This is a genomic window from Arthrobacter sp. 4R501 (assembly GCF_002929755.1).
Classification (GTDB): domain Bacteria; phylum Actinomycetota; class Actinomycetes; order Actinomycetales; family Micrococcaceae; genus Arthrobacter.
Genome location: NZ_PJIW01000009.1, coordinates 66,510 through 91,786, shown reverse-complemented (window position 1 = coordinate 91,786; position 25,277 = coordinate 66,510). Strand labels below are relative to the sequence as shown.

The 25,277-nt window shown below is 66.3% G+C and carries 29 protein-coding genes, 6 tRNA genes and 1 riboswitch; of the genes, 14 read left to right on the top strand and 21 right to left on the bottom strand.

Annotated elements, in window-relative coordinates; all coding sequences use genetic code 11:
- Positions 1-44: 44 nt before the first annotated feature.
- The 5 genes from trpC to hisI all read right to left on the bottom strand — a co-directional run bounded on the left by trpC (position 45) and on the right by hisI (position 4,004).
- A complete protein-coding gene (gene trpC / locus CXR02_RS10820) occupies positions 45-866 on the bottom strand; it encodes an indole-3-glycerol phosphate synthase TrpC (protein ID WP_104062005.1) in 822 nt (273 codons plus the stop codon).
- Positions 866-1,153: an HGxxPAAW family protein gene (locus CXR02_RS10815; protein ID WP_104062004.1), complete on the bottom strand. Its 288-nt coding sequence runs from the start codon at positions 1,151-1,153 to the stop codon at positions 866-868. Before CXR02_RS10815 ends, trpC begins: the two co-directional genes overlap by 1 nt.
- A gap of 118 nt (positions 1,154-1,271) precedes the next feature.
- On the bottom strand, positions 1,272-1,874 hold the full coding sequence (locus tag CXR02_RS10810; protein ID WP_104062003.1) for a Trp biosynthesis-associated membrane protein: 603 nt from the start codon (positions 1,872-1,874) through the stop codon (positions 1,272-1,274).
- A complete protein-coding gene (locus CXR02_RS10805; protein ID WP_104062002.1) occupies positions 1,871-3,472 on the bottom strand; it encodes an anthranilate synthase component I in 1,602 nt (533 codons plus the stop codon). The genes CXR02_RS10810 and CXR02_RS10805 overlap by 4 nt, the downstream gene beginning before the upstream one ends.
- 124 nt (positions 3,473-3,596) lie before the next feature.
- A complete protein-coding gene (hisI, locus tag CXR02_RS10800; RefSeq protein WP_104062001.1) occupies positions 3,597-4,004 on the bottom strand; it encodes a phosphoribosyl-AMP cyclohydrolase in 408 nt (135 codons plus the stop codon).
- A gap of 135 nt (positions 4,005-4,139) precedes the next feature.
- Here hisI and CXR02_RS10795 point away from each other — a divergent pair, with 135 nt between their 5' ends.
- Positions 4,140-4,784 carry a TIGR03085 family metal-binding protein gene (locus CXR02_RS10795; protein WP_058932697.1) on the top strand — a complete coding sequence of 215 codons (645 nt, stop codon included), beginning with the start codon at positions 4,140-4,142 and terminating at the stop codon, positions 4,782-4,784.
- Positions 4,785-4,837: 53 nt separating this feature from the next.
- On the opposite strand, the gene hisF is transcribed toward CXR02_RS10795, so the two are convergent.
- From hisF to CXR02_RS10725, 14 genes are all read right to left on the bottom strand, one after another.
- The gene (hisF, locus tag CXR02_RS10790; protein WP_104062000.1) at positions 4,838-5,614 is read right to left on the bottom strand and encodes an imidazole glycerol phosphate synthase subunit HisF; all 777 of its coding nucleotides are present in this window, start codon (positions 5,612-5,614) and stop codon (positions 4,838-4,840) included.
- A gap of 58 nt (positions 5,615-5,672) precedes the next feature.
- Positions 5,673-6,533, bottom strand: a complete 861-nt coding sequence (gene hisG, locus CXR02_RS10785; RefSeq protein ID WP_104061999.1) for an ATP phosphoribosyltransferase — start codon at positions 6,531-6,533, stop codon at positions 5,673-5,675.
- A 93-nt stretch (positions 6,534-6,626) separates the two neighbouring features.
- Positions 6,627-6,890 carry a phosphoribosyl-ATP diphosphatase gene (locus CXR02_RS10780; protein ID WP_056345618.1) on the bottom strand — a complete coding sequence of 88 codons (264 nt, stop codon included), beginning with the start codon at positions 6,888-6,890 and terminating at the stop codon, positions 6,627-6,629.
- 113 nt (positions 6,891-7,003) lie between these two features.
- Positions 7,004-7,489, bottom strand: a complete 486-nt coding sequence (gene ribH / locus CXR02_RS10775) for a 6,7-dimethyl-8-ribityllumazine synthase (RefSeq protein ID WP_104061998.1) — start codon at positions 7,487-7,489, stop codon at positions 7,004-7,006.
- Positions 7,490-7,506: 17 nt separating this feature from the next.
- Entirely contained in the window at positions 7,507-8,238 is a 732-nt protein-coding gene (gene ribA, locus CXR02_RS10770) for a GTP cyclohydrolase II (RefSeq protein WP_104062080.1), read from the bottom strand.
- Between the two features lie 10 nt (positions 8,239-8,248).
- Positions 8,249-8,965: a 3,4-dihydroxy-2-butanone-4-phosphate synthase gene (gene ribB, locus CXR02_RS10765; RefSeq protein ID WP_104061997.1), complete on the bottom strand. Its 717-nt coding sequence runs from the start codon at positions 8,963-8,965 to the stop codon at positions 8,249-8,251.
- Positions 8,962-9,597, bottom strand: coding sequence for a riboflavin synthase (locus tag CXR02_RS10760; protein WP_104061996.1), 636 nt, complete (start codon positions 9,595-9,597; stop codon positions 8,962-8,964). Before CXR02_RS10760 ends, ribB begins: the two co-directional genes overlap by 4 nt.
- Positions 9,597-10,715, bottom strand: a complete 1,119-nt coding sequence (ribD, locus tag CXR02_RS10755) for a bifunctional diaminohydroxyphosphoribosylaminopyrimidine deaminase/5-amino-6-(5-phosphoribosylamino)uracil reductase RibD (RefSeq protein WP_104061995.1) — start codon at positions 10,713-10,715, stop codon at positions 9,597-9,599. The genes CXR02_RS10760 and ribD overlap by 1 nt, the downstream gene beginning before the upstream one ends.
- Positions 10,716-10,889: 174 nt before the next feature.
- Positions 10,890-11,043, bottom strand: a riboswitch (FMN riboswitch).
- A gap of 40 nt (positions 11,044-11,083) precedes the next feature.
- Complete coding sequence (rpe, locus tag CXR02_RS10750) at positions 11,084-11,764, bottom strand: ribulose-phosphate 3-epimerase (protein WP_104061994.1); 681 nt, start codon at positions 11,762-11,764, stop codon at positions 11,084-11,086.
- A gap of 18 nt (positions 11,765-11,782) precedes the next feature.
- The gene (locus CXR02_RS10745; RefSeq protein WP_104061993.1) at positions 11,783-13,375 is read right to left on the bottom strand and encodes an RsmB/NOP family class I SAM-dependent RNA methyltransferase; all 1,593 of its coding nucleotides are present in this window, start codon (positions 13,373-13,375) and stop codon (positions 11,783-11,785) included.
- Positions 13,372-14,292, bottom strand: coding sequence for a methionyl-tRNA formyltransferase (fmt, locus tag CXR02_RS10740; protein WP_104061992.1), 921 nt, complete (start codon positions 14,290-14,292; stop codon positions 13,372-13,374). The genes CXR02_RS10745 and fmt overlap by 4 nt, the downstream gene beginning before the upstream one ends.
- Positions 14,289-14,912: a peptide deformylase gene (def, locus tag CXR02_RS10735; RefSeq protein WP_104061991.1), complete on the bottom strand. Its 624-nt coding sequence runs from the start codon at positions 14,910-14,912 to the stop codon at positions 14,289-14,291. The genes fmt and def overlap by 4 nt, the downstream gene beginning before the upstream one ends.
- A gap of 122 nt (positions 14,913-15,034) precedes the next feature.
- Positions 15,035-15,895 carry a cytochrome gene (locus CXR02_RS10730; RefSeq protein WP_104061990.1) on the bottom strand — a complete coding sequence of 287 codons (861 nt, stop codon included), beginning with the start codon at positions 15,893-15,895 and terminating at the stop codon, positions 15,035-15,037.
- Positions 15,896-15,989: 94 nt separating this feature from the next.
- Positions 15,990-16,061, bottom strand: a tRNA-Val gene (locus tag CXR02_RS10725).
- Between the two features lie 228 nt (positions 16,062-16,289).
- On the opposite strand from CXR02_RS10725, the gene CXR02_RS10720 reads away from it, so the two are divergent.
- The 6 genes from CXR02_RS10720 to CXR02_RS10695 all read left to right on the top strand — a co-directional run bounded on the left by CXR02_RS10720 (position 16,290) and on the right by CXR02_RS10695 (position 17,252).
- Positions 16,290-16,362, top strand: a tRNA-Gly gene (locus CXR02_RS10720).
- A 47-nt stretch (positions 16,363-16,409) separates the two neighbouring features.
- A tRNA-Cys gene (locus CXR02_RS10715) sits at positions 16,410-16,480 on the top strand.
- A gap of 39 nt (positions 16,481-16,519) precedes the next feature.
- A tRNA-Val gene (locus tag CXR02_RS10710) sits at positions 16,520-16,594 on the top strand.
- Between the two features lie 58 nt (positions 16,595-16,652).
- A tRNA-Gly gene (locus CXR02_RS10705) sits at positions 16,653-16,725 on the top strand.
- Positions 16,726-16,769: 44 nt separating this feature from the next.
- Positions 16,770-16,841: transfer RNA gene (locus tag CXR02_RS10700), tRNA-Val, on the top strand.
- A 153-nt stretch (positions 16,842-16,994) separates the two neighbouring features.
- The gene (locus CXR02_RS10695; protein ID WP_056345969.1) at positions 16,995-17,252 is read left to right on the top strand and encodes an antitoxin; all 258 of its coding nucleotides are present in this window, start codon (positions 16,995-16,997) and stop codon (positions 17,250-17,252) included.
- A 113-nt stretch (positions 17,253-17,365) separates the two neighbouring features.
- On the opposite strand, the gene zapE is transcribed toward CXR02_RS10695, so the two are convergent.
- Entirely contained in the window at positions 17,366-18,403 is a 1,038-nt protein-coding gene (gene zapE, locus CXR02_RS10690; protein WP_104061989.1) for a cell division protein ZapE, read from the bottom strand.
- 212 nt (positions 18,404-18,615) lie between these two features.
- Here zapE and CXR02_RS10685 point away from each other — a divergent pair, with 212 nt between their 5' ends.
- From CXR02_RS10685 to ybaK, 3 genes are read left to right on the top strand one after another with little or no spacing between them, the layout of a single operon-like run.
- Entirely contained in the window at positions 18,616-19,527 is a 912-nt protein-coding gene (locus tag CXR02_RS10685; protein ID WP_104061988.1) for a sulfurtransferase, read from the top strand.
- 10 nt (positions 19,528-19,537) lie between these two features.
- Entirely contained in the window at positions 19,538-19,999 is a 462-nt protein-coding gene (locus CXR02_RS10680; protein ID WP_104061987.1) for a SufE family protein, read from the top strand.
- Positions 20,000-20,038: 39 nt separating this feature from the next.
- Positions 20,039-20,536, top strand: a complete 498-nt coding sequence (gene ybaK, locus CXR02_RS10675) for a Cys-tRNA(Pro) deacylase (RefSeq protein ID WP_104061986.1) — start codon at positions 20,039-20,041, stop codon at positions 20,534-20,536.
- Here ybaK and CXR02_RS10670 read toward each other — a convergent pair.
- A complete protein-coding gene (locus tag CXR02_RS10670; protein ID WP_104062079.1) occupies positions 20,533-21,735 on the bottom strand; it encodes a S9 family peptidase in 1,203 nt (400 codons plus the stop codon). The genes ybaK and CXR02_RS10670 overlap by 4 nt on opposite strands.
- Positions 21,736-21,954: 219 nt before the next feature.
- Between CXR02_RS10670 and CXR02_RS10665 the strand changes: the two genes are divergently transcribed.
- The 4 genes from CXR02_RS10665 to CXR02_RS10650 all read left to right on the top strand — a co-directional run bounded on the left by CXR02_RS10665 (position 21,955) and on the right by CXR02_RS10650 (position 25,265).
- Positions 21,955-22,446, top strand: a complete 492-nt coding sequence (locus tag CXR02_RS10665; protein WP_104061985.1) for a hypothetical protein — start codon at positions 21,955-21,957, stop codon at positions 22,444-22,446.
- Positions 22,447-22,460: 14 nt separating this feature from the next.
- Entirely contained in the window at positions 22,461-22,970 is a 510-nt protein-coding gene (msrB, locus tag CXR02_RS10660) for a peptide-methionine (R)-S-oxide reductase MsrB (RefSeq protein ID WP_104061984.1), read from the top strand.
- Positions 22,971-23,124: 154 nt separating this feature from the next.
- The gene (locus CXR02_RS10655; RefSeq protein WP_104061983.1) at positions 23,125-24,492 is read left to right on the top strand and encodes a DUF6421 family protein; all 1,368 of its coding nucleotides are present in this window, start codon (positions 23,125-23,127) and stop codon (positions 24,490-24,492) included.
- Positions 24,489-25,265 carry an SDR family oxidoreductase gene (locus CXR02_RS10650; protein WP_104061982.1) on the top strand — a complete coding sequence of 259 codons (777 nt, stop codon included), beginning with the start codon at positions 24,489-24,491 and terminating at the stop codon, positions 25,263-25,265. The genes CXR02_RS10655 and CXR02_RS10650 overlap by 4 nt, the downstream gene beginning before the upstream one ends.
- Positions 25,266-25,277 lie beyond the last annotated feature (12 nt).

Below are 25,277 nucleotides of genomic sequence, written 5' to 3'. Positions count from 1 at the left end.
CGGAAGTGTTGTGCCGCCGGCGCCAGGCCCGGCGGGTGCCCGGACTAGGCCCGGGCGGCGATGGCGGCAGCGCCGGCCGCCGTGAATTCGGCGATCCGGTCACGCGGCGTTGCGTCGCTGACCAGGGCCTCGCCCACCAGGATGGCGTTGGCGCCGTTGGCGGCGTAATGCGTCACGTCGTCCACGCCGCGCACACCGGATTCGGCGATGACCAGGGCTTGGGCCGGAATCAGTCCGGCGAGGGAGGCGAAAACTGAACGGTCGACGTCGAGCGTCTTCAGGTTGCGCACGTTAACGCCGATGATGCGCGCCTCAGCCGCCACTGCACGTTCGATTTCCTCTTCCGTGTGCGTCTCCACAAGCACGTTCATGCCGAGTTCGCGGCTGAGCGCGCTGAACTCCCGGAGTTGGCTGTCGGAGAGCGACGCCACGATGAGCAGGATCAGGTCCGCGCCGTGGGCGCGGGCCTCCCAGATCTGGTACTCGTCGAGCGTGAAATCCTTGCGGAGCAGCGGAACGTCCACGCGGGCACGGACGGCGTCCAGGTCCGCGAGGGAGCCGTTGAAGCGCCGATGTTCGGTGAGTACGCTGATCACGGCTGCGCCGCCGTCGGCATACTGCTCTGCCAGCGCTGCCGGATCCACGATGCTGGCGAGGTCGCCCTTGGACGGGCTGCGCCGCTTGATTTCCGCGATGACCTTCAGCTGGTCCCGCTGCACCGCGGTGCCGCCGAGGGCCGACCAGGCATCCCGCGCGGGTGCCGCGGCCGCCGCCAGGTCCTTCAGTTCCGCGAGCGAAACGAGACGCTTCCTGGCCTCCATATCCTCCCAGACACCGGCATTGATGTCGTCGAGAACAGTCGCCATCAGTGGCCGGAGCTCTTCAGCTTGCTGCCTTCGACGCCGTAGCCCGCCTTGCGCATGACGTAGCCAAGGATCAGGCCGAGGACCATCACGGCTGCGCCGGCGATGAAGATGGGGGTGTTGGCGATGACAAAGGCGATGGACGCGATGAGGGCGCCGACCAGCATAACGATCACGCAGGTCCAGGCCGCGGGGCTGTTGCCGTGGCCAAGTTCCTGGCTGTGGTCAACGACGCCGGGGGCAACGGTCCGGGTGCCTGATTTCGATACGGAAGCGGGTGCTTTGCTCATGTGAATCTCCTCGGGATGAATACTGCTTACATTCTGCCATTTTTTGGCCGTGACCTGCCCATCGGCAGACCGGGCTCAGGTTTTAGCGGGCTGCTCGGGTTTGGCTTCGAGCGGGGGTTCAGGTGGGATCGTCGCCGCGCGAGAGCCGGTCCCAGCTGTCGATCTCGTCCACAGGACCGGTGGCGGCCGCCGTACTGCCGGCGGGCCCCCCGTATGTGGCTGCGTCATATTTGGTCCGCGACTTCCAGTGCCGGCCAGCGGGGATGATGAGCAACGCGGCCAGCGCCAGCAAGGCACCGGCGACGACGGCGAGGACCGGGAAGACGGTAACAGCCACTTCCGCGTTCCCGCCGGTGACCCCGGTGGCAGCGGCGATGGAGCCCTGCGCGGCCCCCAGCGGGTCAGCCAGCACCGTGGCGGCCGCGGCAATGATGCCGACGGAGGCCAACATGATGAGGGCGGTGATGACCCACCGCGCGAACTTTCCTGCGATGGACGCTGCCAGTCCGCCCGCCAGGGCCACGACGGCCAGGGCCGTCACCGCGGTGGCGGCCTTGCTGCCCTGGACCGGAAGGGTGTTCTGGTCCCCCGCCGCCTGGCCCACCTGGTTGGCGTCCAGGGTGACTGTGATCCAGGTCTGGGTGGTGGTCCCGAAGACCGCCAACGCAAGGACAGCGATCAGCAGCACCAGCGTGGACTTCCTGGCCCAGGCCGCCGTCATTCGGCGACCTGGCTTTCCCCGGCGGTGCCGGCGTCGCTGATGTGAGAGGTGCCGGGGAGCGATTCCGCCGCGATGTTGTGTAGCGATCCGGCCGTGTGTACGGCCCGGAGCGGAGCGGCCGCCTTGTTCACAGTCTCCAAGGCTTCTGTGGGGTTCACCGAGTCCGCCACGATGCCTCCCCCGGCCTGGACGTAGGCGCGGCCTCCACGGAGAAGGGCCGAGCGGATGGCAATGGCCATGTCCATGTCGCCGGCAAAGTCGAGGTAACCCACCACGCCGCCGTAGATGCCGCGGCGGTGGGGTTCAAGCTCGTCCAGCAGGCGCAGAGCCCGGGGCTTCGGGGCACCGGACAGGGTGCCCGCGGGGAAGGTCGCCTTCAGGACGTCGTAGGCGCTGGCGTCCGGGGATAGCTTGCCCACCACGGTGGAGACCAGGTGCATGATGTGGCTGAACCGCTCCACCTCCATGAACTGCGTGACGTCCACGGTTCCCGCCACGCAGACCTTGGACAGATCGTTGCGGGAGAGGTCCACGAGCATCAGGTGTTCGGCGCGTTCCTTCTGGTCGGCCAGCAGCTCCTCGGCGAGGGCTTTGTCTCCCTCCACCGTTTTGCCGCGGGGCCGTGAACCGGCGATGGGGTGGGTGATGACTTCCTCACCGGTCACTGTCACCAGGGCCTCGGGCGAGGACCCAACGATCGAGTACTCCCGGCCGTCGGCGTCCTCGAGGCTGAAGATGTACATGTACGGGCTGGGGTTGGTGTTGCGCAGGACGCGGTACACGTCAAGGGGCGAGGCTCCGCACTCCATTTCGAAGCGGCGTGAAATCACCACCTGGAAAACTTCGCCATCCACAATGGCTTCCTTGCCGCGATCCAGCGCGGCCAAGTAGGAGGGTTCGTCCCACCGTTCCTCGACGCTGGAGGCGAAATCCAGGGCGGCGGGTTCCAGCACGGAAACCGGCTGGGCCACTGGTGTGCTGACCGTGGTCAGGAGGGCCTTGACCCGGGCCACGGCATCTTCCCAGGCCTCGTCCACGCGGTCGGAGCTGCCATCGAAGTTGATGGCGTTGGCGATCAGCAGCACCGTGCCGTCATGGTTGTCGTGCACGGCCATGTCCGTCACCAGATTCAGCGCCATCTCGGGCAGGTGGAGGTCATCCTCCGGCGGGCTGGTCAGCCGTTCCCAGTGGCGGACCGTCTCCCAGCCCAGGAAGCCGACGAGGCCGGAGGTGAACGGCGGCAGTCCGTCAAACCTGCTGGTCCGCAGTGCTTCGATGGTGTCGCGGATGGCATCCACGGGATTGCCGTCCAGGGGCACTCCGGCAGGGGGCTGGCCCAGCCAGTGCGCCTGGCCGTCCTTCGTGGTCAGGGTTGCCCGGGACTTCGCGCCGATGAAGGAATACCGCGACCACGTGCCGCCCACCGCCGCAGACTCCATCAGGAACGTGCCGGGCTGGCCCTGGGCCAGCTTCCGGTAGAGGCCGATAGGGGTCTCCGCGTCCGCCAGCACTTTGAGCGTGACGGGGATGACCCGGCTGCTGCCGGCGAGTTCGCGGAACTCCTCGAGGCCCGGGCTGATGATTCCAAGGTCCTGCATGGCTATGCTTCGCCGCCTGTTCTTGTGTGTCGCCTCGTGAATGTCGCCGGGTGTGGAACGGCGCCAGTCTTATGCTGCCAAAAGTGTGTGTCTGCGGGCAGGTCTTCCGCCCAAGGTCCGTGGGTCAGAGTGCCTCGCCGGTCTGGACATCCAGGTCCCTGCCGTCGAAGCAGGTCCGGGTGCCGGTGTGGCACGCCGCGCCGACCTGGTCCACGCGGATCAGGAGTGCATCGCCGTCGCAGTCCAAGGCAACCGACTTGACCCACTGGACGTGGCCGGAGGTGTCCCCCTTGCGCCAGTATTCCTGGCGGGAACGGGAGTAGAAGGTGACCCGGCCGCTGGTCATGGTGCGGTGCAGGGCTTCATCGTCCATCCAGCCCAGCATCAGCACTTCGTGGGTGTCGAACTGCTGGACCACCGCGGCAACCAGCCCGGCGCCGTCGCGCTTCAACGCGGCCGCAACAGCGTGCGGAAGCGGGCTTGCGGTGGGGGCCGGGACTATTACGGGGGCGGAGGCGGGCTGCTCAGACATCAGACCAAGTCTAGTGCCTCATCAGCGGCCCCGAATATGCACCAACGGGCATACAAACAGCGTGTGAACAAGGGCACCTATCGGCTGGCGGTTCTGCTGCCCAACTTCCCTGCTCTCGTGCTAGTTTCACAAGTGATGCATTTCGTCGAACCGTCCCGAGAAGTCCTGGCCGAAACCCTGCTGGCGGCCGGCCCTGATGCCCCCACCCTCTGCAGAGGCTGGCGCACCAGGGACCTTGCCGCGCACCTTTACCTGCGCGAACGCAAGGCTGCCGTCGGGCTTGGCCTCATCATCAAGCGCCTGTCCAAGGCTTCGGACAAGGCCACCGCCAAACTTGCGGCGAAGCTGAAAACCGCCGACGACTACACCGGCCTCGTGAACACGTTCCGGGGTGGCCCGCCGGCTCTCTCCCCCATGAACATCAAGGCCTTGGACGAGAGCTCCAACCTGATCGAATATTTCGTCCACACCGAGGACATCCGCCGGGCTGTGGACCGCTGGGCGCCGCGCGCCCTCGATGAGGCCTACTCGGACGCCCTCTGGGACGAACTGATCAAGCGGGCGGCCATCCTTTACCGTGGCGTCGACCTTGGCATTGTGCTGGTGCGCCCGTCCGGGCCGCGGCACGTCGCCAAGCGGGCACCGGTTTCGGTGGCGATCGTGGGTGAGCCGGGCGAACTGCTGATGCACGCCCACGGCCGGACCCGCCACGCCCTGGTCACCTTCGAAGGCCAGCCGGACGCCGTCGCCCTGCTCCAGTCGGCAGAAGTCGGCCTCTAGGCTTCGACAAGCTCAACCACCGGAATCGGTGATCGAGCCTGTCGAAATCCCACTCAGCGGACTTCGAAACCTGCGTCGCGGATGGCCTGCTTCACCTGGGACATCATGTTGTCCGGTCCCCAGTGGAAGATCGACGCGGCCAGCACGGCGTCCGCTCCTGCGGCGACGGCCGGCGGGAAGTGAGCCGGTTCCCCGGCGCCGCCGGAGGCGATGATCGGCACTTTCACCGCGGCCCGGACCAGGCGGATCAGCTCCAGGTCGAAGCCGTCCTTGGTGCCGTCCGCGTCGATGGAGTTGAGCAGAATTTCGCCGATGCCGCGGTCGGCGGCTTCCCTGGCCCACTCGATGGCGTCGATCCCGGTGCCCGTGCGACCACCGTGGGTGGTCACTTCAAACCCCGACGGCGTGGGCTGGGACCCGGGGCGGGTCCGGCGGGCGTCCACGGACAGGACCAGCACCTGCGAACCGAAGTGCCTGCTGATTTCGTTGATGACGTCAGGCCGGGCAACAGCAGCCGTGTTGATGGATGCCTTGTCCGCGCCGAAACGCAGGAGCTTGTCCACCTCCGCGACGCCGCGGACACCGCCGCCCACGGTCAGCGGGATGAAGACTTCCTCGGCCGTGCGGCGGACCACGTCGAAGGTGGTTTCGCGGTTGCCTGAGGACGCCGTGACATCCAGGAACGTCAGTTCGTCGGCGCCCGCAGTGTCGTAGCGGTGGGCCAGCTCAACCGGATCCCCGGCGTCGCGGAGCCCCTCGAAGTTGATGCCCTTCACAACGCGCCCGGCGTCGACATCGAGGCAGGGGATGACTCGTACAGCTACAGCCATGGGGACTCCTGGAATTCTCGGGTGGATTCTGCGGCGGGGCGTGAACCGGGCGGGACGCTCAGATACGGCAGGCGTGGATGCTGCTGACCAGGATGGCGCGGGCGCCGAGGTCGTAGAGCTCATCCATGATCCGGTTGGTTTCCTTCTTCGGAACCATGGACCGAACGGCCACCCAGTCGGAGTCGCGCAGCGGTGAGACGGTGGGTGATTCCAGGCCGGGAGTCAGCGCGGCAGCCTGTTCCACGAGTTCCTTGCGGATGTCGTAGTCCATCAGCACGTACTGGCGCGCCACGAGGACACCCTGCAGGCGGCGGATCAGGACTTCAATCTCCTTGACGGTGCCGTTCGCGGCCCCGCCATCGCCGGTGCGGCGGATCAGGACAGCTTCTGACTTGAGGATCGGCTCGCCGAAGATTTCCATCCCGGCAGCCTTGAGGGTGTTGCCCGTTTCCACGACGTCGGCGATGGCGTCCGCTACGCCGAGGCGCACGGAAGACTCCACGGCGCCGTCAAGCCGGACTACCTTGGCGTTGATGCCCCGCTCGGCGAGGTAGCCGCGGAGCAGCCCGTCGTAGCTGGTGGCGAGGCGCTTGCCTTCCAGCTCTTCTGCTGCGGCGAAGTCACCCACGGGTCCGGCGAAGCGGAACGTGGACGCGGCGAAGCCCAGGGGCAGCAGTTCCTCGGCCTCCACCTCGGCGTCCAGCAGCAGGTCGCGGCCGGTGATGCCGACGTCGAGGGTTCCGCGTCCGACATACACGGCGATGTCTCGCGGGCGGAGGAAGAAGAACTCGATGTCGTTGTCCGGGTCCATCATGACCAGCTCGCGGGTGTCGCGGCGCTGGCGGTAGCCCGCTTCGGACAGCATGGCGGAGGCGGCTTCGGACAGGGAGCCCTTGTTGGGTACGGCTACTCGCAGCATGGGGGTCTTTCTTGATTGGGAGGTCTATGGATCAGGCAAACGGGCCACGCAGGGCACGGGCAGGCAATTGTTGACCGCCGGGTGCCGCAGTGGCTACAGATGCTTGTAGACGTCTTCCAGGGTCAGGCCTTTGGCGAGCATCAGAACCTGCAGGTGGTAGAGCAGCTGGGAGATTTCCTCGGCAGTGGCCTCATCGGATTCGTACTCAGCGGCCATCCAGACTTCGGCTGCTTCCTCCACGACTTTCTTGCCAATGCCGTGGACTCCGGACTCCAATTCAGCGACGGTGCGGGAGCCTGCCGGGCGGGTGGCTGCCTTCTCACTCAGTTCAGCGAACAGCGTCTCGAAATTCTTCACGCCCTACAGCCTACTTGCTGCCGGCCCGAGGGCGCCTTTCGGGCCGCTGCATGACGGGCGCGATGTGAGCGAACACACACCGCGCCCGGGCAGCTTGCTGCCACTATCTGCTGCTACTTGTACGGCTTGAGGAGCACTGCGGTGGCCAGGGCTGCCGTCACTGCTTCGTGGCCCTTGTCCTCGCTGGAGCCCGGCAGGCCCGCACGGTCCAGTCCCTGCTGCTCCGTATCGCAGGTCAGCACGCCGAAGCCCACCGGCACGCCGGTGGACACACTGACGTTCGTCAGTCCCGACGTCGCCGCCTGGCAGACGTATTCAAAGTGCGGCGTGCCGCCACGGATCACGACGCCGAGGGCCGCCACTGCGTCAAAGTGCGGTGCCAGCCGCGCGGCAGCGACGGGAAGCTCGAAGGCGCCCGGAACGCGCAGGACGGTGGGTTCGCTGATGCCCGCGTCTTTGGCGGCGCGCAGGGCACCGTCCAGGAGTCCGTCCATGATCTGGGTGTGCCAGCTGGCTGCCACAATGGCCAACCGCAGCTGCGACGTTTCCGCCGGGTGGAGGGTGGTGAGGTCAATATCTGGTGCGCCGTGTCCGCTCATGCGTGAATCTGGTCCGTTCAGTTTTGGTCGTGGTCGAAATCGTCGGGGACGCCGCTGGGCACCGTGACAACGTGTGTGTCCAGCGTCAGCCGGTGCTCCATGCGGTCCTTTTTGGTCTGCAGGTAGCGGATGTTCTGGTCGCGGGACGGCACCTCGGTGGGCACCATCTCCACCACCTTCACGCCGGCCTTGGCGAGCCTGTTCTTTTTGTCCGGGTTGTTGCTCAGGAGCCGGATCTCGTGGAGGCCCATCTCGGCCAGGATCTGGGCGGCGGCCTTGTAGCAGCGGGCGTCCACCGGAAGTCCCAGTTGTTCGTTGGCCTCCACGGTGTCAAAGCCCGCTTCCTGGAGGGCGTAGGCCTTGATCTTGTTAGCCAGGCCGATCCCCCGGCCTTCCTGCCCGCGCAGGTAGAGCAGCGTGCCGCCGAACTCGTTGATCAGCTCCAGGGCAAAGGCCAGCTGTTCGCCGCAGTCACAACGGTAAGAGCCGAACACGTCGCCGGTCAGGCACTCGGAATGCAGCCTGACCAGCGGAGCAACGCCCTCCCTGGGCGGGTTGGGTGAGCTCACGGCCAGGTGTTCGGCGCCAGTGACGAGGTCTGTCCACGCCTGGGTAATGAAATCGCCAAATGCCGTGGGCAGCTGCACAATGGGACCGCCGCTCACGGGGTGGTGGGCCCGGCCATTGCCGGCCGCCCCCCGGTGGTGGTCGTTCTGGTGGCTGTTGTCCGATACTCCGGAAGCCGTCATCATCACTCCTCTATTCCGCCCGGGCGTCCGGCCCGGTGTCACTGTCGGCGGGTGTCCCGGCTCCTGCTTCAAGGTAGGCCACCAGATCCTCAATCGAGATCAGGGGGCACCCGTGTTCAGCAGCGAATCCCCGCAGCCCGTCGAGCCGCATCATTTCACCGTCGTCGTACACAACCTCTGCGATCACGCCCACTGGCTCCAGTCCAGCGAGCCGGCAGAGGTCGACGGCCGCTTCGGTATGGCCGGGGCGTTCACGCACTCCTCCGTTAACTGCCCGGAGCGGGAAAATATGCCCGGGCCGGGTCACGGCCGCCGGTCCGGCGCCGGGGTCTGCAAGGACGCGGGCCGTGAGGGCCCGGTCCGTGGCGGAGATTCCGGTGCTGACATCCACCGCCGCATCGCAGGAAACGGTGTACGCCGTACCCTTCGCGTCCTGGTTCACTGCCACCATGGGCGGCAGTGCCAGGGCGTCGGCACGCTCCCCCGTCAGGGGGACGCAGATGACGCCGGAGCTGTAGCGGATGGTCCATCCCATGAGGGCAGGGGTGGCATGCTGTGCGGCGAAGATGATGTCGCCTTCGTTTTCGCGGTCCTCGTTGTCCACCACCAGCACGGGCCGGCCTGCGGCCATGGCGCGGATGGCAGCTTCCACGGTGTCGAGTCCGAAGGTTGCGTTAGGCGCCGGGCTCACGGCCGCGGCCCGTTCCAGCCGGACGGTGGCGTTCATCGTTCGCCACCGGTGGTTGCGCCGGTGCTGAATGCCAGCAGCCGTTCGGTGTATTTCGCGAGCACGTCCACTTCGAGGTTGACCCTGCTGCCGGTTTCCTTAGCGCCCAGGCCGGTCTCGGCCAAGGTGGTGGGGATCAGCCCCACTTCGAACCAGGGCTCCGGCTCCGCGGCGGGGCTGACCGCCGTGACGGTGAGCGAGACGCCGTCGATCGCTATGGAGCCCTTCTCCGCGATGTAGCGGGCAAGGTTGGCCGGCACACCGAACCGGAGGCGTTCCCAGTTGCCGAGTGCCTCGCGCTCCAGCAGCTGCCCGACGCCGTCGACGTGGCCCTGGACGACGTGGCCGTCGAGCCGGCCGCCGGCAGGGACGCAGCGCTCAAGGTTCACCGAGTCACCGGCGGCCAGTTCGCCGATGGTGCTGCGGACGAGGGTTTCGCCCATCACATCAACGCTGAACTCTTTGCCGTCGATGGCGGTGGCCGTCAGGCAGACCCCGTTGACGGCAATGGACCCGCCCAGTCCGAGCCCTTCGGTGGTGCCGGGCGCCCGGAGGCGGAGCGTTGCGCTGGCATCGCCGTCCCGCTCCACGGACAGAACCTGTCCCTGTTCGGCAATAATTCCGGTAAACATCAGTAGCCTCCCATGGCTGGTTCCGCGGCAGTGCGGGATAGGTGTGGTTCAAAAGCATCGGTTGGTACTGGACGGAGGTGCAGCCTCAGGTCCCGGCCCAGGGTCAGGACGGCACCGCCGTCGGAAGGGTCCCAGTCCCAGTGCCGGGCATCCGCAAGGGTGGTGATTCCGAGCCCTCTGAGGGCGGGAGTTCCGGAACCCAGCAGGGTGGGCGCGAGGTAGACAATGAGTTCGTCCACAAGACCGGCGGCCAGGAATGAACTGAGGATGCGTGAGCCGCCTTCCACCATGACGTGGCGGATTCCTTCCGCGTAGAGGAGCGAGAGCGCCTCCCGCGGATCCCGCGTGGGCAGGTGGAGCACGTTCCCGTCGTCACCGCGGACGGCGGCGTCGGCCGGGATGTCCCGCAGGCCCATCACGGCGCGCAGCGGCTGTTTGCCGGCTGTGGCTCCGGACGCGTCGCGGGCTGTCAGCCGGGGGTTGTCCACGAGCACGGTCTGCGTGCCCACGAGGATGGCGTCGATCCGGCGCCTCAGTCCGTGGTTGTCAGCCAGCGACTCCGGGGAGGAGATCCACTGGCTCGTTCCATCCTCAGCGGCGATCCGGCTGTCCAGGGTCTGCGCGATGTGCAGCGTCACGAACGGGCGCTGTGCGGCCACTCCCAGGAACCACTGATGGTTCAACTCGAACGATTCGCTGGCCGCGAGCCCGCTGCGGACCTGGACGCCCGCGTTCCGGAGGGTGGCTGCGCCTCCCGCCGCAGGGTCGTGCGGATCGTCGACGGCGTAGACCACGTCCGTGATTCCGGCACGAATGATCGCCTGGGTGCAGGGCCCCGTGCGGCCGCTGTGGTCACAGGGTTCCAGCGTGATCACCATCGTGCAGCCGCTCAGGTCCAGCCCGGCGGCCTCAGCCTGGGCGATGGCGTCCGCTTCCGCGTGGGGTGTGCCGGCGCCGCGGTGGTACCCGGTCACCAGCTGGCGGCCGGCAGCATCGATGACGACGGCGCCCACGAGCGGATTCGCTCCGCGCGGACCCTGGAGGGCTGCTTCGAGCGCTGCGTCCATGGCGGCGGTTTCGGCGGCGCTGAACGCCGTGACGGTTTCGATCCGGGTCATGGGGCAGCCACCGGTCCGGCGGCTTCGGTTCCCGGAGCATGGGAAATCCTGGCTTCAAAGAGCCATCGCAAGGGGTTCATGTGTGTTGTCGTTCCTTCCCTCTAGAACCGCGATGGCTCCGGGGGTATACGACAGCAGAAGGCCGCAGCGCCAAAGGGCGCCGCAGATACAGCTGTACGTGCTTCTCTCATCCAGACTTTAACTGTCGGTACCGGAATTTCACCAGTTCAACCGTCCGCCGGTTCCTTCCCTGAAGGGGAAAGCGCCGGCTCGCGGGTCGCGGACTATCACCGCCGGTTCGGACTTACACCGACCCCGGAGCACGTATTGTGTGTTGCTATTGTCCCATAACCACAAGGTGGCCCAGACTATTCCGCGGACGCAGTACGTAACTTCATGCTGCCGGCTTCGCGGAGCCGTCCAATGGCTGCAGCCGGGTCTTCCGCGCCGTAAACAGCGGAACCCGCCACAAAGACGTTCGCGCCTGCTTCGGCCGCCCGCAGAATGGTTTCCTCGGTAATGCCGCCGTCCACCTGGATGGCGACATTGATTCCGGAGCCGTCAATGGCTGCCCGGGCCCTGCGGATCTTGGGCAGGGTGAAGTCCAGGAACGCCTGGCCGCCGAAGCCCGGCTCCACGGTCATGATCAGGAGCATGTCCAGTTCCTCAAGCATGTCCAGGTAGGGTTCCACAGCCGTCGCAGGGCGCAGCGCCATGCCGGCCTTGGAGCCACGGGCCCGCAGTTCGCGGGCCAGTTTGACCGGTGCAATGGAGGCCTCGGCATGGAAGGTCACGGATGCCAGGCCCGCCTCGGCGAACCCCGGCGCCCAGCGGTCGGCGTCGGAGATCATCAGGTGGGCGTCCAGCGGTACGGGGCTGACCGCCTGGATCCGCTGGACCACGGGCAGCCCGATGGTGAGGTTGGGGACAAAGTGGTTGTCCATAACGTCCACGTGAACGGCGTCAGCGTTGCTGATGCGCTGCAGTTCGGCTTCGAGGTTGACGAAGTCGGCGGACAGGATGCTGGGGTTGATGCAGCACTGCGGCATGGGGGAACCTTTCACGGGTCAGGCTTTCTTCCGGATGAGGGCCAGGAACATGGCATCGGTGCTGTGGATGTGCGGCCAGAGTTGCGCCGTGGAATCGTGGCCTGCGCCCAGGTTCCCGGTCAGGCTCACGCTGTCCAGCACAGCACCGGCGTCCAGCAGCTCCAGGTCATCCCGCTTCCGGAGGGCATCGCTGACCACTGCCGTGGTTTCGGCCGGGTGGGGTGAACAGGTGACATAGGCAACCACTCCGCCGGGGCGGACGGCCTCCAGCGCCGATTTCAACAGGGCGCGCTGCAGCGGTCCCAGGTCCGCGAGGTCCTTGGGCGTGCGGCGCCAGCGGGACTCCGGTCTGCGGCGCAGGGCACCCAGCCCGCTGCAGGGGACGTCCACCAAGACCCGGTCAAAGGACTCCGGCTGCTCAGTGCCCACGTCGCGGCCATCGCCGGTCCGGACGCGCCAGACGTCCCGGGGCACGGCGGACAGGGCCTGGCTGACGAGTTTGGCACGGTGCGGGGCCGGTTCATTCGCGAGCAGCGTGGCACCCTGGGCGTTGGCCAGAGCGCCCAGCAGGGCCGCCTTACCGCCGGGGCCGGCGCACAGGTCCAGCCAGGTTTCGTTCCGGCGTTCTGCTCCAGGGCTTCCGGTGGGATCGAGGTCCACTGCCGCCATGGCGCGGGCCACCAGTTGGGAGCCGACATCCTGGACGCGCGTGCTGCCTTCCCGTATGGAGGCGAGGCGGCCCAGGTCTCCGCCGCTGGAGAGCGCCGAGCCTTCAACGAGTTCACCGGGGGTTGCCCCGCCCTCCAGGGCTTCATCCAGGCTGCCCAGGCCGGGCAGGGCCACGAGGTTGACCACCGGAGCTTCGTTATCGGCTTCCAGCAGGTCGTTGATTTCGGCGGCTGACCGCCCGTGGGCCACCAGGGACTGGCGCATGGCCCGGACAATCCATTCGGGGTGGGCGTACCGGAGGGAGGCGATGGTGGTTTCGTCGCTTTCACCGGCAACGAGGATCTCAAGCCACTCCTCCAGGGTGTGCGCTGTGACTTTCCGCAATACTGCGTTTATCAGGGCGGAGGGTCCGGCGCCGATGACGGCGCGGGCCAGGCCCACGGTCTGATCCAGGGCGGCGTGGGCCGGGACACGCATGGCCAGCAGCTGATGGGTGCCGATCCGCAAGGCGTCGAGAATGGCAGGGTCAAGCTGGTCCAGCGGCCGGTCAACGCAGCGCGCCAGGATAGCATCGTACGTGCCCTGGCTACGCAGGGCCCCGTAGCTGAGCTCGGTGGCGAAGCCGGCGTCGCGCTTGTCCAGGCCGTGATGGCGGATGCGGGACGGGAGCACCAGGTTGGCGTAGGCGTCCTCGGCGGCTACCGCGCGCAGGACTTCAAAAGCCACAAGCCGCGCGGGGTCCGCCCGGCGGGTCCGCTGCGCAGGAGCGTTTTCGGTGAAGCTGCGCTGGGAGGGGCGGTTGCGTTCGCGGCCCTGGGCGTTGCGCTGGCTGGAATCCCGCGGCCCGCCCTTGCCCCGTCCGCTGTTGCCGCGTCCGCCGCCGCCCCGGGCGCCGCTTCCGCTGCCGCCCGTGCCGCCTGCATTACCGCCGGATTCGCTCATTCGAAGACCACGCTTTCCAGTGTTGCCATGCCACGCGCCCAATCGGCGGCGGCCATCATCTTTTTGCCCGAAGGCTGGATCCTCGTCAACTCCACGGCGTGGGATCCGGTGCCCACCAGGACGCTCTTACCGTCGAGGAATACCGCGCCGGGCTGCAGGTCAGTGTCACCTGGCCGGAGCCGGACAGGTTCAAGTTTGACGCGCTGTCCGTCCAAGGTGGTCCAGGCGCCGGGCTCGGGAGTTACGCCGCGGGCGCGCCTGCCGATCGCCAGGGCGGGCTGCATCCAGTCGAGCCGGCCGTCATCGATAGTCAGCTTGGGGGCCAGTGAAACGTCGCCGACCTGCGGCTGTGCAGCTGCCCTCCCGGCTTCAACGGCGGACAGCGTCTGGGCAAGGAGCACGGCCCCGCTGTGGGACAGCCGCTCCAGCAGCGCTCCGGCGGTGTCCTCCGGGCCAACGCCCTCGGTCAGCGTTCCGAAGACCGGGCCGGTGTCCAGCCCTTCTTCCAACCGGAAGGTGACTGCCCCGGTGACGTCGTCGCCGGCCATCACGGCCCGCTGCACGGGGGCGGCGCCACGCCATGCGGGAAGCAGGGAAAAGTGCAGGTTGATCCAACCATGCGGGGGAACATCAAGGGCGGGGCGCGGAATCAGGCCGCCGTAGGCCACGATGGCGGCCACGTCCGGCTTGGTCGCGGCGATTTTCGCCGTCACGGCCTCGTCCACGCGGGTGGCGTGGATGATGTCGATTCCCAGTTCGGCGGCGCGGGCTGCAACGGGCGACGGCGTCAGCACCCGTTTGCGCCCTATCGGCGCGTCGGGCCGGGTCAGGACGGCAACGATCTCAAAGCCGGCCCCAACGAGGGCATCAAGGGACGGGACGGCCACGGCGGGGGTGCCGGCAAAAAGTACCTTCATGTGGTGGCGCCGCCGCCGAAGCTGGCCTGGCCAGGGCTGGCGCTCCCAGAGTTCGCCCCTCCAACGCTCGAGCCCCCGAAACTGGACCCGACCGTCTTGGCTCGCTTCGTCGTCGTGCGTTCCGTAATGGCGTCATAGTTGGCATTGCGGATGGAACGCAGGGCCGTTTTCCGGTCCTCGCCTTCCAGCCTGTCGGTGTAGAGGATGCCGTCCAGGTGGTCCGTCTCATGCTGGAAACAACGGGCCAGCAGGCCTTCCCCCTCTACCGCCACAGGATTCCCGTTGAGGTCAACACCGGTGGCGCGGGTGGCGCGGAAGCGGCGGACCGGGAACGCCAGGCCAGGAATGGACAGGCAACCCTCAACCTGGTCCGCCTGGAAGTCCTCGCTGTTTTCCAGGACCGGATTGATGATGTGGCCCTCCACGCCGTCGATCCGGTAGGTGAAGACCCGCTGGCTGACGCCAATCTGGGGGGCCGCGAGCCCGGCGCCATCCACGTCCTCCATGGTTTCCGTCATGTCCGCAACCAGCTTGGCAAGCTCAGGACCGAATTCCGTCACGGGATCAGCCACTGTGCGGAGCACAGGATCACCGATGATGCGGATATTCAGAATGGCCATGTGCTGTTTTTCCTCACGGTGGGCGTTATGGGCGAACCTATCCAGTTTAGGCGCAGGGGAACCCCCTTGGGACTCCAGGCAGGCGGACTCCAGGCCTGCGAAGTTCCGGCACGCGTGCCCCGCTAGGCGCTGCGGGCCTGCGCGGAGACGGGCGGAGCCACGGGAAGAAGCGCAGACCCGGCGGCGAGCGTATCGGCGGACAGTTCCCAGACCCGGCGCAGGGCGCAGAACTTCCACCAGTGGTGCTTGAGGACGTCGGGGTTCGCGCGGACCGGCCGGACTTCGGTCTCGCCGATGGCCACAGCCAGCAGTAAGGGGTTCTCGCCGTACTTCCAGGGCTCCCATTCCCCTGCCACGGCATCCACCAGGCTTTCTTCGGCCTTCATGCCGGCCACCAGTTGCATAACCACTTTGTCGTCCAGCGGCTTGACGGTCCCGTCCCGTGTGGTGCCCTTGGTCTTGTAATCAATGACGCAGATCCGGCCGTTGATTTTGGCCACGAGGTCCAGCGTCCCGGCGTAGCCTACTGACTTGTTCCAGACGGTAATTTCCGGTGCGATGGGCTCTACGCCGTAGAGGTCCCACCACTCATCGAAGCGCAGGGCAAAGCCTTCCTCGCCGTTGGCTGCCAACGCCTCGCGGGTCTCTTTCATGGCGTGGGGCCGGCCCAGGGCGCGGAGCGCAACCTGCTCGCAGTAATTATGGACGCGGTCCCCGCGTTTGGCGGCGTCGTCCCGGTACAGTTCTGCTGCCTTTGAGGCCCGGTTGACGGCCTGCCGGATTTTCGCCGGGCTGCCCAGGGAATCGGCCAGCAACGGATCCTTCGCCAGGCTGCTGGCGCCCATGTAACCGAACCAGCCGTCCAGGCCGTGCGGCTGCTGGCCGATGACGGTGGTGATGGACGGAACGGAAAACTGCTCGGAGGTGGACCGCGCATACATGCGGCCGTATTCCGTGGCGTGGGCAAGAAGTGGATCAGTCATACAAAGACTCTTTCACAAGGGGCTGACAGAATGGCGGGCACACAAAAAAGGTCCGTTTCCGCTCGGCTGAGCGGAAACGGACCAGATTCCTCGGTGGGCGATACTGGGTTCGAACCAGTGACCTCTTCGGTGTGAACGAAGCGCGCTACCACTGCGCCAATCGCCCCGATGCCTTTGAATGCTAGCCGACCGGGCGGGGTTTATGGAAATCGAGACGGGACGCCGCTCGAATTACACGCCTGTAATTAGAAAAATCCCCTAGATTGCAGGGATCCAGGGGCGTTGCAGCCGTTGAAGCACGTTCGATTTGGAGATTCCCTGAACCTCCTATAGAGTTCTTACTCGTTGGAACGCGAGGAAATGCCCGAAACGGCACGGATTCAGCGGCCCAAATGCGGACGTAGCTCAGCTGGTAGAGCACCACCTTGCCAAGGTGGATGTCGCGAGTTCGAATCTCGTCGTCCGCTCGCAGGACACTGTCACGGCTAAGGTTTTTCGGAATCAGAGCTTACACGGTGGGTTGGCCGAGAGGCGAGGCAGCGGCCTGCAAAGCCGTTCACACGGGTTCGAATCCCGTACCCACCTCGGTGAAAACCATGGATTCCGGTTCACGCCGGACGAAATGGGCGATTGGCGCAGCGGTAGCGCGCTTCCCTGACACGGAAGAGGTCACTGGTTCGATCCCAGTATCGCCCACCAAGCAAGGAAACTTGCTTCATGCAGTACGTCTGGCCACCGGCCAGGGTGTACTTCATACGCGGACGTAGCTCAGCTGGTAGAGCACCACCTTGCCAAGGTGGATGTCGCGAGTTCGAATCTCGTCGTCCGCTCTCTACTCCAGTAATAAATCCGAAATAGCCGGCCTTCCGGTTCCGGGCGATTGGCGCAGCGGTAGCGCGCTTCCCTGACACGGAAGAGGTCACTGGTTCGATCCCAGTATCGCCCACACACAGCAGCTCCCCGTGAGCTGCTTTTTTATTGCCCGGATACGCCGCACGGACTTTACAACATTTGTCACCGCGCCTTGGCACGCTCCGCAGAGAGGGCTAGGCTCGGTTGCGGAGGAGCGACCTGGCTCCGCGATTGAAGGGAGGTGCTCGTGGGACTGATTGACGATCTCAAGGGCAAGGCTCAGGGTCTCATCCACGGCAACGAGCGGGCCATCAAGGACGGCATCACCAAGGCCGGCGATTTTGTCGACTCAAAGACTGGCGGCAAGTACGCGGGTCACGTCGATAAGATCCAGGATGGCGCTTCCAAGCTCGTTGACAAGAACGACGGAACCCCCGGCGAGACCCCTGCCACCGAGCAGGCTCCGCCAGTCAACCCGGTTCCCCCGGTTGACAAGGCTCCGTAAGAAGGATTTGGCCAGGGCATTGCCCTAGCACGTCAAGGGGGTGCGGGTCCCGCCGGGAGGCGGCACTCGCACCTTTGGCGTTTAATGGACGGTCCAGCTTCCCCAGCCGCTGCCTAGGACGGCTCGTGGTTCTGGCCCTCGCGGGCCAGCGCGGTCAGGCGGGACACGGCGCGGAAATACTTCTTGGTGTACCCGCCGTGCATCATCTCGTCCGTAAAGAGCTTGTCGAAGGGGACGCCGCTGGCCAAGATGGGCACATCCTTGTCGTACAGGCGGTCCGCCAACACAACGAAGCGAAGCGCCACGGCCTGTTCGGTAATGGTCTCCACGTTGCGCCACACAACGCCGTCGATGCCGTCGATGAGCTGCCGGTAACGGCTCGGGTGGACACCGGCAAGGTGGCCGATCAGTGAATTGAATTCGTCCTCTGCCACGGTCTTGCCGTCGAACTCGGCCCTCATCTGTGCGGCGAGCTGGCTGTTCTTCAGCGGTGCCGGGGCGGCGGGCAGGCCACGGTGGCGGAAGTCCTCGCCGTCGATCCTGATGACGTCGAACTGGTCCGCCAGGACCTGGATTTCACGGGCAAAGTCGACGGCGGCAAAGCGGCCGTCGCCCAGCGACCCCGGCAGGGTGTTGGACGTGGCAGCCAGCTTGACGCCGGCGTCGGCCAGTTCACGCATCAAACGGGACATCAGCACGGTGTCGCCCGGATCATCCAGCTCAAATTCGTCGATGCACACCAGCTTGTAGTGGCTCAGCGCCTCAACAGTCTTGCGGAAGGACAGTGCCCCCACGAGGTTGGTGTATTCCACAAACGTGCCGAAGGCCTTGGGGCCCGGGGCAGCATGCCACAGCGAGGCCAGCAGGTGGGTTTTGCCAACGCCGAATCCGCCGTCGAGATAGATCCCCGCCCTGGTAGCCACCTTCTTGGTGAAGAGCTTCTTGAACAGGCCGTCGCCGTCGCCGGCTCCAACTCCCCCGGCGAATCCCTCCAGAGCCTTGACCGCCGCCGCCTGGGACGGCTGGTTCTGGTCCGGCCGATAGCTGGCAAAGGAGACCTGGCCAAACCGTGGGGACGGATAAAAACCCTTGAGGAGCTCATCCACCGAAACCGCCGGAGTGCGGGCGGCAAGCTGTTCGATCTGTACCAAGGTGGTCCGTTCTGCTGGTGGGGTTGTCCCCAGAAAGAATACCGGCAATGGCCGGGGCCTCCCCCGCCATGGCGCCGGCAAGGGCCCCGGCGTGACGAAAGCCATATTTCCCACTGTTAACAAGGAGGCGGACAGGGCGTCCGGCCGTGGCTAGGGTGGAGGCAGGGTTTCCTTCTACAGCATCCGCCGTGTCTCAGTGAAAGGCCATCACCATGTCCTACGCAGTTGAACAGAACGAGAAGTTCGCCGCCTACGCCAACCCGGAGCGTCTGGTATCCACCGAGTGGCTTGCCGCCGCCCTCCAAAGCGGCGCCTTGGCGGACGGAAAGCTGGTGGTGGTCGAGTCCGACGAGGACGTCCTCCTTTACGAGACCGGTCACATTCCCGGATCCGTCAAAATCGACTGGCACACGGACCTTAACGATGAAGTGACCCGCGATTACGTGAACGGCAAGGAATTCGCCGCCCTGGCCGCGGCCAAGGGCATCTCCCGCGACACCACGGTGGTCATCTACGGGGACAAGTCCAACTGGTGGGCCGCCTACGCTCTCTGGGTCTTTACCCTGTTCGGCCACGAAGATGTCCGGCTGCTCGACGGCGGCCGGGACAAGTGGATCGCCGAAGGCCGCGACCTGACCACGGAGCGGACCGCCCCGGCGCCCGGCGACTACCCAGTGGTGGAGCGCAACGACGCCCCCATCCGCGCGTTCAAGGAAGATGTGTTGGCACACTTCGGCAAGCCGCTGATTGACGTCCGCTCCCCCGAGGAGTACACCGGCCAGCGGACCCACATGCCGGCCTACCCGGAAGAAGGTGCGCTCCGCGGCGGCCACATTCCCACGGCAGCATCCATCCCGTGGGCCCGCGCCGCTGCGCCGGACGGAACGTACCGCAGCCGGGAAGAGCTCGAGGCCCTTTACCTGGGCGAGGCCGGCCTGACCGCAGGCGATGACGTGGTGGCCTACTGCCGCATCGGCGAGCGTTCCAGCCACACCTGGTTCGCGCTCAAGTACCTGCTGGGCTTTGACACCGTCCGGAACTACGACGGTTCCTGGACCGAGTGGGGCAACGCCGTCCGGGTTCCCATCGCCAAGGGCACGGAACGCGGCACGGTCCCGGCGTAAACTGGAACAGATGACTACACATGACCTGCCCGCCGCATTGGCGGAAATCGTGGATGACTTCCAGGCCCTGACCGAACCCGATCGGCTTCAGCTGCTGCTTGAGTTCTCGCGCGAACTGCCGGAACTGCCGGACCGGCTGAAGGACCACCCCGAGCTCCTGGAGCAGGTGGTGGAATGCCAGTCGCCGCTGTTCCTGACGATTGAAACGGAAAAGAACGACGCCGGCCCGGCCGACGCCGTTCGGCTCTACTTCAAGGCGCCACCGGAAGCCCCCACCACGCGGGGTTTCGCCGGTGTGCTCCACGAGGGTCTCGACGGACTCAGCGCCGCTGAAATCCTGGGGGTGCCGGACGATATGCCGGAGCTGCTGGGCCTGACGCGGGCCATCACGCCACTGCGGATGCGCGGCATGACCGCCATGCTGGGACGGATCAAGCGCAAGGTCGCCGCTTCGTCCCGGCTTGCGTCCTGATCAGCTGACTTCCTGGCTCCGGATCGGGAACTGAACGCTTTGGGACGCAAGAGTTCTTCAAACGGAACGCCGGCCACGGCCGCACTGGCTGCAGCCGGCGTTCCCTTTGTGCTGCATCCGTATGCCCACGATCCCTCCGCAGCCAGCTACGGCACGGAAGCCGCCGAAGCCCTGGGCATCGCTCCGGAGACGGTTTTCAAGACCCTCATGGTCGAAGTGGAAGGCCGGCTTGCCGTGGGGGTTGTGCCGGTCAGCGGAAACCTTGACCTCAAGGCATTCGCCGCCGCCATGGGCGCAAAGAAGGCTTCGATGGCGGACCCCGCGGCTGCGGAACGCCGCACCGGCTACGTCCTCGGCGGGATCTCGCCGCTGGGCCAGCGCCAGACATCACCCACGGTGGTGGACAGCAGCGCCCTTGCCCTCGAAACGATGCTGGTTTCCGGTGGCAAGCGCGGAGTGGACGTTGAGCTTGCGCCGGCGGACCTTATCCGGCTGACGTCCGCCGTGACGGCCGCCATCGGCACCCGCACACTTTAGCGGTTCTGCCCGGGATTAAGCCGCGGAGCCAACTGAGGCCGCAGCCACGCCTTGATCAGGTTCTCCCAGCGCTCGGGATCGACATTCCATTCCTTCGTGTGCCTGGCGTGGTTGAACGTTTCGAACGTGACCATGTCCGGATTCCGCTCGGCCAAAAGCGCGGATGGTTCGTAGGGAACGTACTCGTCATCAACGCTGTGGATGATCAGGGTGGGCGTCCGGACCTCCACGGCGCGCGCCACCCAGTCCATGGCCTTGAGGTCCACGGGTGCGGCCAGTCCGGTGAGCCTGCGGCCCACGGGGTGGCCCAGCATCAGTTGCCCGTAGCGGCCAACGAGGGACGGAATGCGGTTGATCTGCGCATGGTGGGCCAGCACATTGACCCAGTTGATGACGGGCGCGTCCAGGACCATGGCCCGGATCAGGTGACGGTGGGGCGAGAGATCGGCCGTCTGCAGGCAGATGGCACCACCCATGGACCAGCCGAAGAGAACAATTTCCTCGGCGCCATTGGCCAGGGCAAACTCGATGGCGGCCTCTATGTCACGCCATTCCGTGGATCCCAGGCCGTACCGGCCGTCCTCGGCCGATGGCGCCAACCCGTCGTTCCGGTACGAGACAAGCAGGCTGGTGAGCCCCAGTTCGAGGGCGGAGCCTACCGCCCGGAGGGCCTCCTGGCGGGTTGCCCCACGGCCATGAACCATGATTGCCCAGGTCCGGGACGTCCCGCCGGCCCGGACCAGCCATGCCGGTGCCGTGCCGCCGTCGACCTCAATCAGTACGTCCTCGGCCACAAAGCCGGCCGTGGCGGGATCCGGGTAAAGCGCACCGCTCCACCATCCGCGGCGGGCCGTATCGAGATCGCCGGCATAGACGGCTTCCACTTCGCGCAGGACCGTGCCGTCCGCCGGCGAATAGGACACGATCCGCCCGATCCGGGCGCGCCCCTTCCCGCCGTCGAAAAACAACCCATAGACGCCCTCCACAGTGGTCTCCGGAGTGGCTGTCAGGATGACCTGGCGGCCGCCCCCTTCCCGGATCACGGCGAGGACTTCCTGGTCCGCCGTCCGCTGCCGGACGGGAGTAATCACACGCCGGGCAAAGTAAAGCGCCAGCGCGGAGGAGCCTGTGGCCAGCAGGCCGGCAAGGGCCCCGCCGCCCATGACGCCGCCGAGCGCCCATTTGGCGCGCAGCGACATGCGGCCGTCGGCCTGGGTCGGAACTGCCGCCGTCAACGTGGAGGTGCGCGTGGAAGGTGCCATGGAACCATTCTTACTGCCGCAGACGGGTTGACCATATTCCGTCCGGCACGTGGCACCGCAATTCTGCCGGCCCCGGGGACGCTGCGCTCATGACACCGCGCGCCCCGTGCGGCCCAAATGGATGCAGGCGCCGGTGCGCACGACTAGGCTGATGCCATGAGCGATCCAATCGTCATCCTGACCGAAGAACCCCTGGGCGCGGACGACCGCGTCAACATAGAACGCCTGGTGGACGGGCAGGACACTCCCCTTGTCCTACTGGTTCCAGGGAACACTGAACGGCATCTGCTGGTGGATTTCCTTGAGAATCTCTCCCTCCTGGACGTTGCTAAGGCGTTCCGCGAACTGACCGCCCACGCCCCGGACCCCACCGTTGAACGGGCCGAGGCTGCAGAAACGCTGGCCGTCTCGCTGGCCGCCTTGGAGGGGCTGGGCGCAGGGGTAACGGGCGAGGTAGTGGACGGCGGGGCCGTCAAAGGCCTCGTGGCCAAGGTCAAGGAGCTCGGCGCAGCCCAGGCGGTGGTGATCACGCGTCCGCACGCGGTGGCGGATACGTTCCACACGGACTGGGCCAACAAAGCCCAGGACCAGCTGGGGCTCCCCGTGCTCCACCTGTATGCCGGTTCGGGATTTATCGGCGACTCCTGAGCGTTGAGCTGACTATGAGCAACTTTGGTAAGAGCATCTTCGGGAACAAGGCCACGGATTCCGTCCCCGGTCCGGCCGCCGACGCCGTCGCTGCGGAACCCGCCTACCTTAAATCCGACGCTGAGTGGCGGCAGGAACTCACACCGGAGGAATACCACGTGCTGCGGCAGGCGGGTACGGAGCGCCCCTTCACCGGCGAGTACGTGGACACCCACACGGAGGGTGTCTACCAATGCCGTGCCTGTGGCACCGAGCTCTTCCGGAGCAACGAAAAATTCGACTCGCATTGTGGCTGGCCGTCCTTCTGGGCACCGCTCGCCGAAGGCACCGTCCGTTACATCCACGACCGGACGCTCGGCATGAAGCGGGTGGAGGTACGGTGCGCGCACTGTGATTCACACCTGGGCCACGTATTTGAGGGTGAGGGCTACGGCACGCCCACGGACCAGCGCTTCTGCATCAATTCGGTGTCCCTGAAACTGGTGCCGCGCGGCGCTGCCGGGGAAGAATCCACGAAGGCCTGAGTCCGCCAGCCGTGGCTCCGCCTACATCTGGCGGAGCCACGAGGCGCCTCGAGCCCGAGAGTCTCTTATGCTCAGGCTCTATTTGAGTTAGAGACTCTGGTTGCTTGCTACGCTCGCCGTAGATGCCCCAAGCAATGAGAAAGGCAGTCGCACCATGACCGTCACCGTGACCGTGGCCCCTACGAGGATCACCGCCGAAAACCCCGCCTGGCTCCGCCTCAGGAGCGCCGCCGAATCCCTGCAGGCACTGCAGGTGCAGGACGGCTCCGTGCCTGATGCCGGCCATCACGCCGAGGCAGCCCTGCAGGTTGCCGCCATCACGGAGTCGCTTGCCGAACTGGCACCGCTGTTCCCGCACGACGCGGCCTACCTTGACGCCGTCGTCGCTGATTTCCAGACGTGGGCCACGGCTGGATTCGCCGTCCCGGACTTCCTCGCATCGCTGCTGGCGTTCCAGCCCCAGTTGCAGCGCCAGGACGGCCTGCAGCATGTTGTCATCTTCCCCATGTACACCCAGAACGGAAGCAGCAGCCGGCTCGTGGAGGCCGTACTGATCGAGGTCATCTGGCCCGATTTTGTGGCCGGCCTTGAGGCCGGGGACTATTCCAACAAGCTCTTTGTGCCCATCCGGTTCCTGGACTTCACCCACGGCTACAACACCAACTCAGCCGTGCTGTTCCCCGAAACCGTTGCTGTCCGGGCGACACCCACTTTCACCTGGGGCGCTATTTTCGCGGACCGTGAAGCTGCCCGGTTCCGCCGGGTCCTGCGCGCGGCCGCAGACATCACCTCCCTGGACCTGCCCGCAGGCGCCGCGGAACTCCTGGCCGACCAGGAACTGACCGAGGCCACGTTTGTGATGTGGGACCTGATCCATGACCGGACCCACATGCGCGGCGACCTGCCCTTTGACCCGTTCATGATCAAGCAGCGGATGCCCTACTTCCTGTATTCGCTGGAAGAACTGCGCTGCGACCTCACAGCCTTCCGCGAATCCGTCCGGATCGAACAGGACGAAGACGCCGGGCCGGAAGCACGCCGGCACGCGAAACTGGTGCAGTACGCCATCATCTTCGACAGGATCTTCCGCTTCGCGATCACCGGCAACCGGGTGCGCAACTACGACGGCCTCGGCGGACAGTTGCTCTTCGCCTGGCTGCACCAGCACCACGTCCTGCACTGGACCGACAGCCGGCTCAGCATCGACTGGGACCAGGTGGCGGACGCGGTGATCGCCCTCGGCGCCTCGATCGACGAGCTTTACTGGCGCTCCATTGACCGGCCGAAAATGGCCCATTGGCTTGCCGCGTACCAACTGATCTCCGCCACACTCACGCCCAACCCCGCATCGGCCTGGGCCAAGGGCCCCGACGCGCTTCCCGTCGCCGGTCCGCCCCGCGGCCTCACCGACCAGGTGCTGGACGACGAATTTCCGCTGTCTATGTTCTACGAAGCCTTGGAGAAGAAAATGCGTCCAGTCATCGAATCCACCGCCGGCATCACCGGAGCGTCCGCGCTGTGAGCGAACCCGGCGCCCCGCGCGTTGTTCCTGTTCCGGACCCTGCCCCAGCGCTGAACGTTCTGGTTACCGGCGGCAGCGGACCCTCCGGGATCGCTGTTGCCCGGGCGTTGCACCAGGCGGGGTTCCGGGTGTTCACGGTCGGCTCGGACAGCACGCGCATCGAGGCTGCTGCTAGGAAGGCGGGCGACGGCGTCACTCCCCTGGTCTGCGATCTTGCGGATCCCGCTGACGTCGAGGCCCTCCGGAAGACCCTGGCGGGCGCCGCCGGAGCGATGGACGGAGTCATCCACCTCGTGGGCGGCTGGCGCGGCGCTACGGGCATCACGGACCAAAGCGACGCCGACTGGGACTTCCTGGAGCGCGGCGCCATTACCACGCTCCGGAACGTCTCCCGGGCCTTCTACGCCGACCTGGCCGCCGCCGGAACCGGACGGTTTGCCATGGTGTCCTCCACCGCGGTGGACAAGCCCACTGCGGCGACGGCCAGCTACGTGGCGGCAAAGGCCGCCGCCGAGACCTGGACACTGGCCATGGCGGAGGGCCTGGCCCGCGGGGCTGCGGATGAAGGCACCGCCTTGCGCGGCGCCGCCGTCGTCCTGGTGGTGAAAGCGCTCGTGGACGCGGAACTCCGGAAGGCGCACCCGGAACGGACCTTTGCCGGCGCCACCGACGTCGAGGACCTGGCCGCCGCCGTCGTCGGACTGTTCAGCCGCCCGGCAGCCGAACTGAACGGCCGGCGCCTGCCCCTGACCCCTGACCCCAAAATCCCCTGACTTCCTGGACCC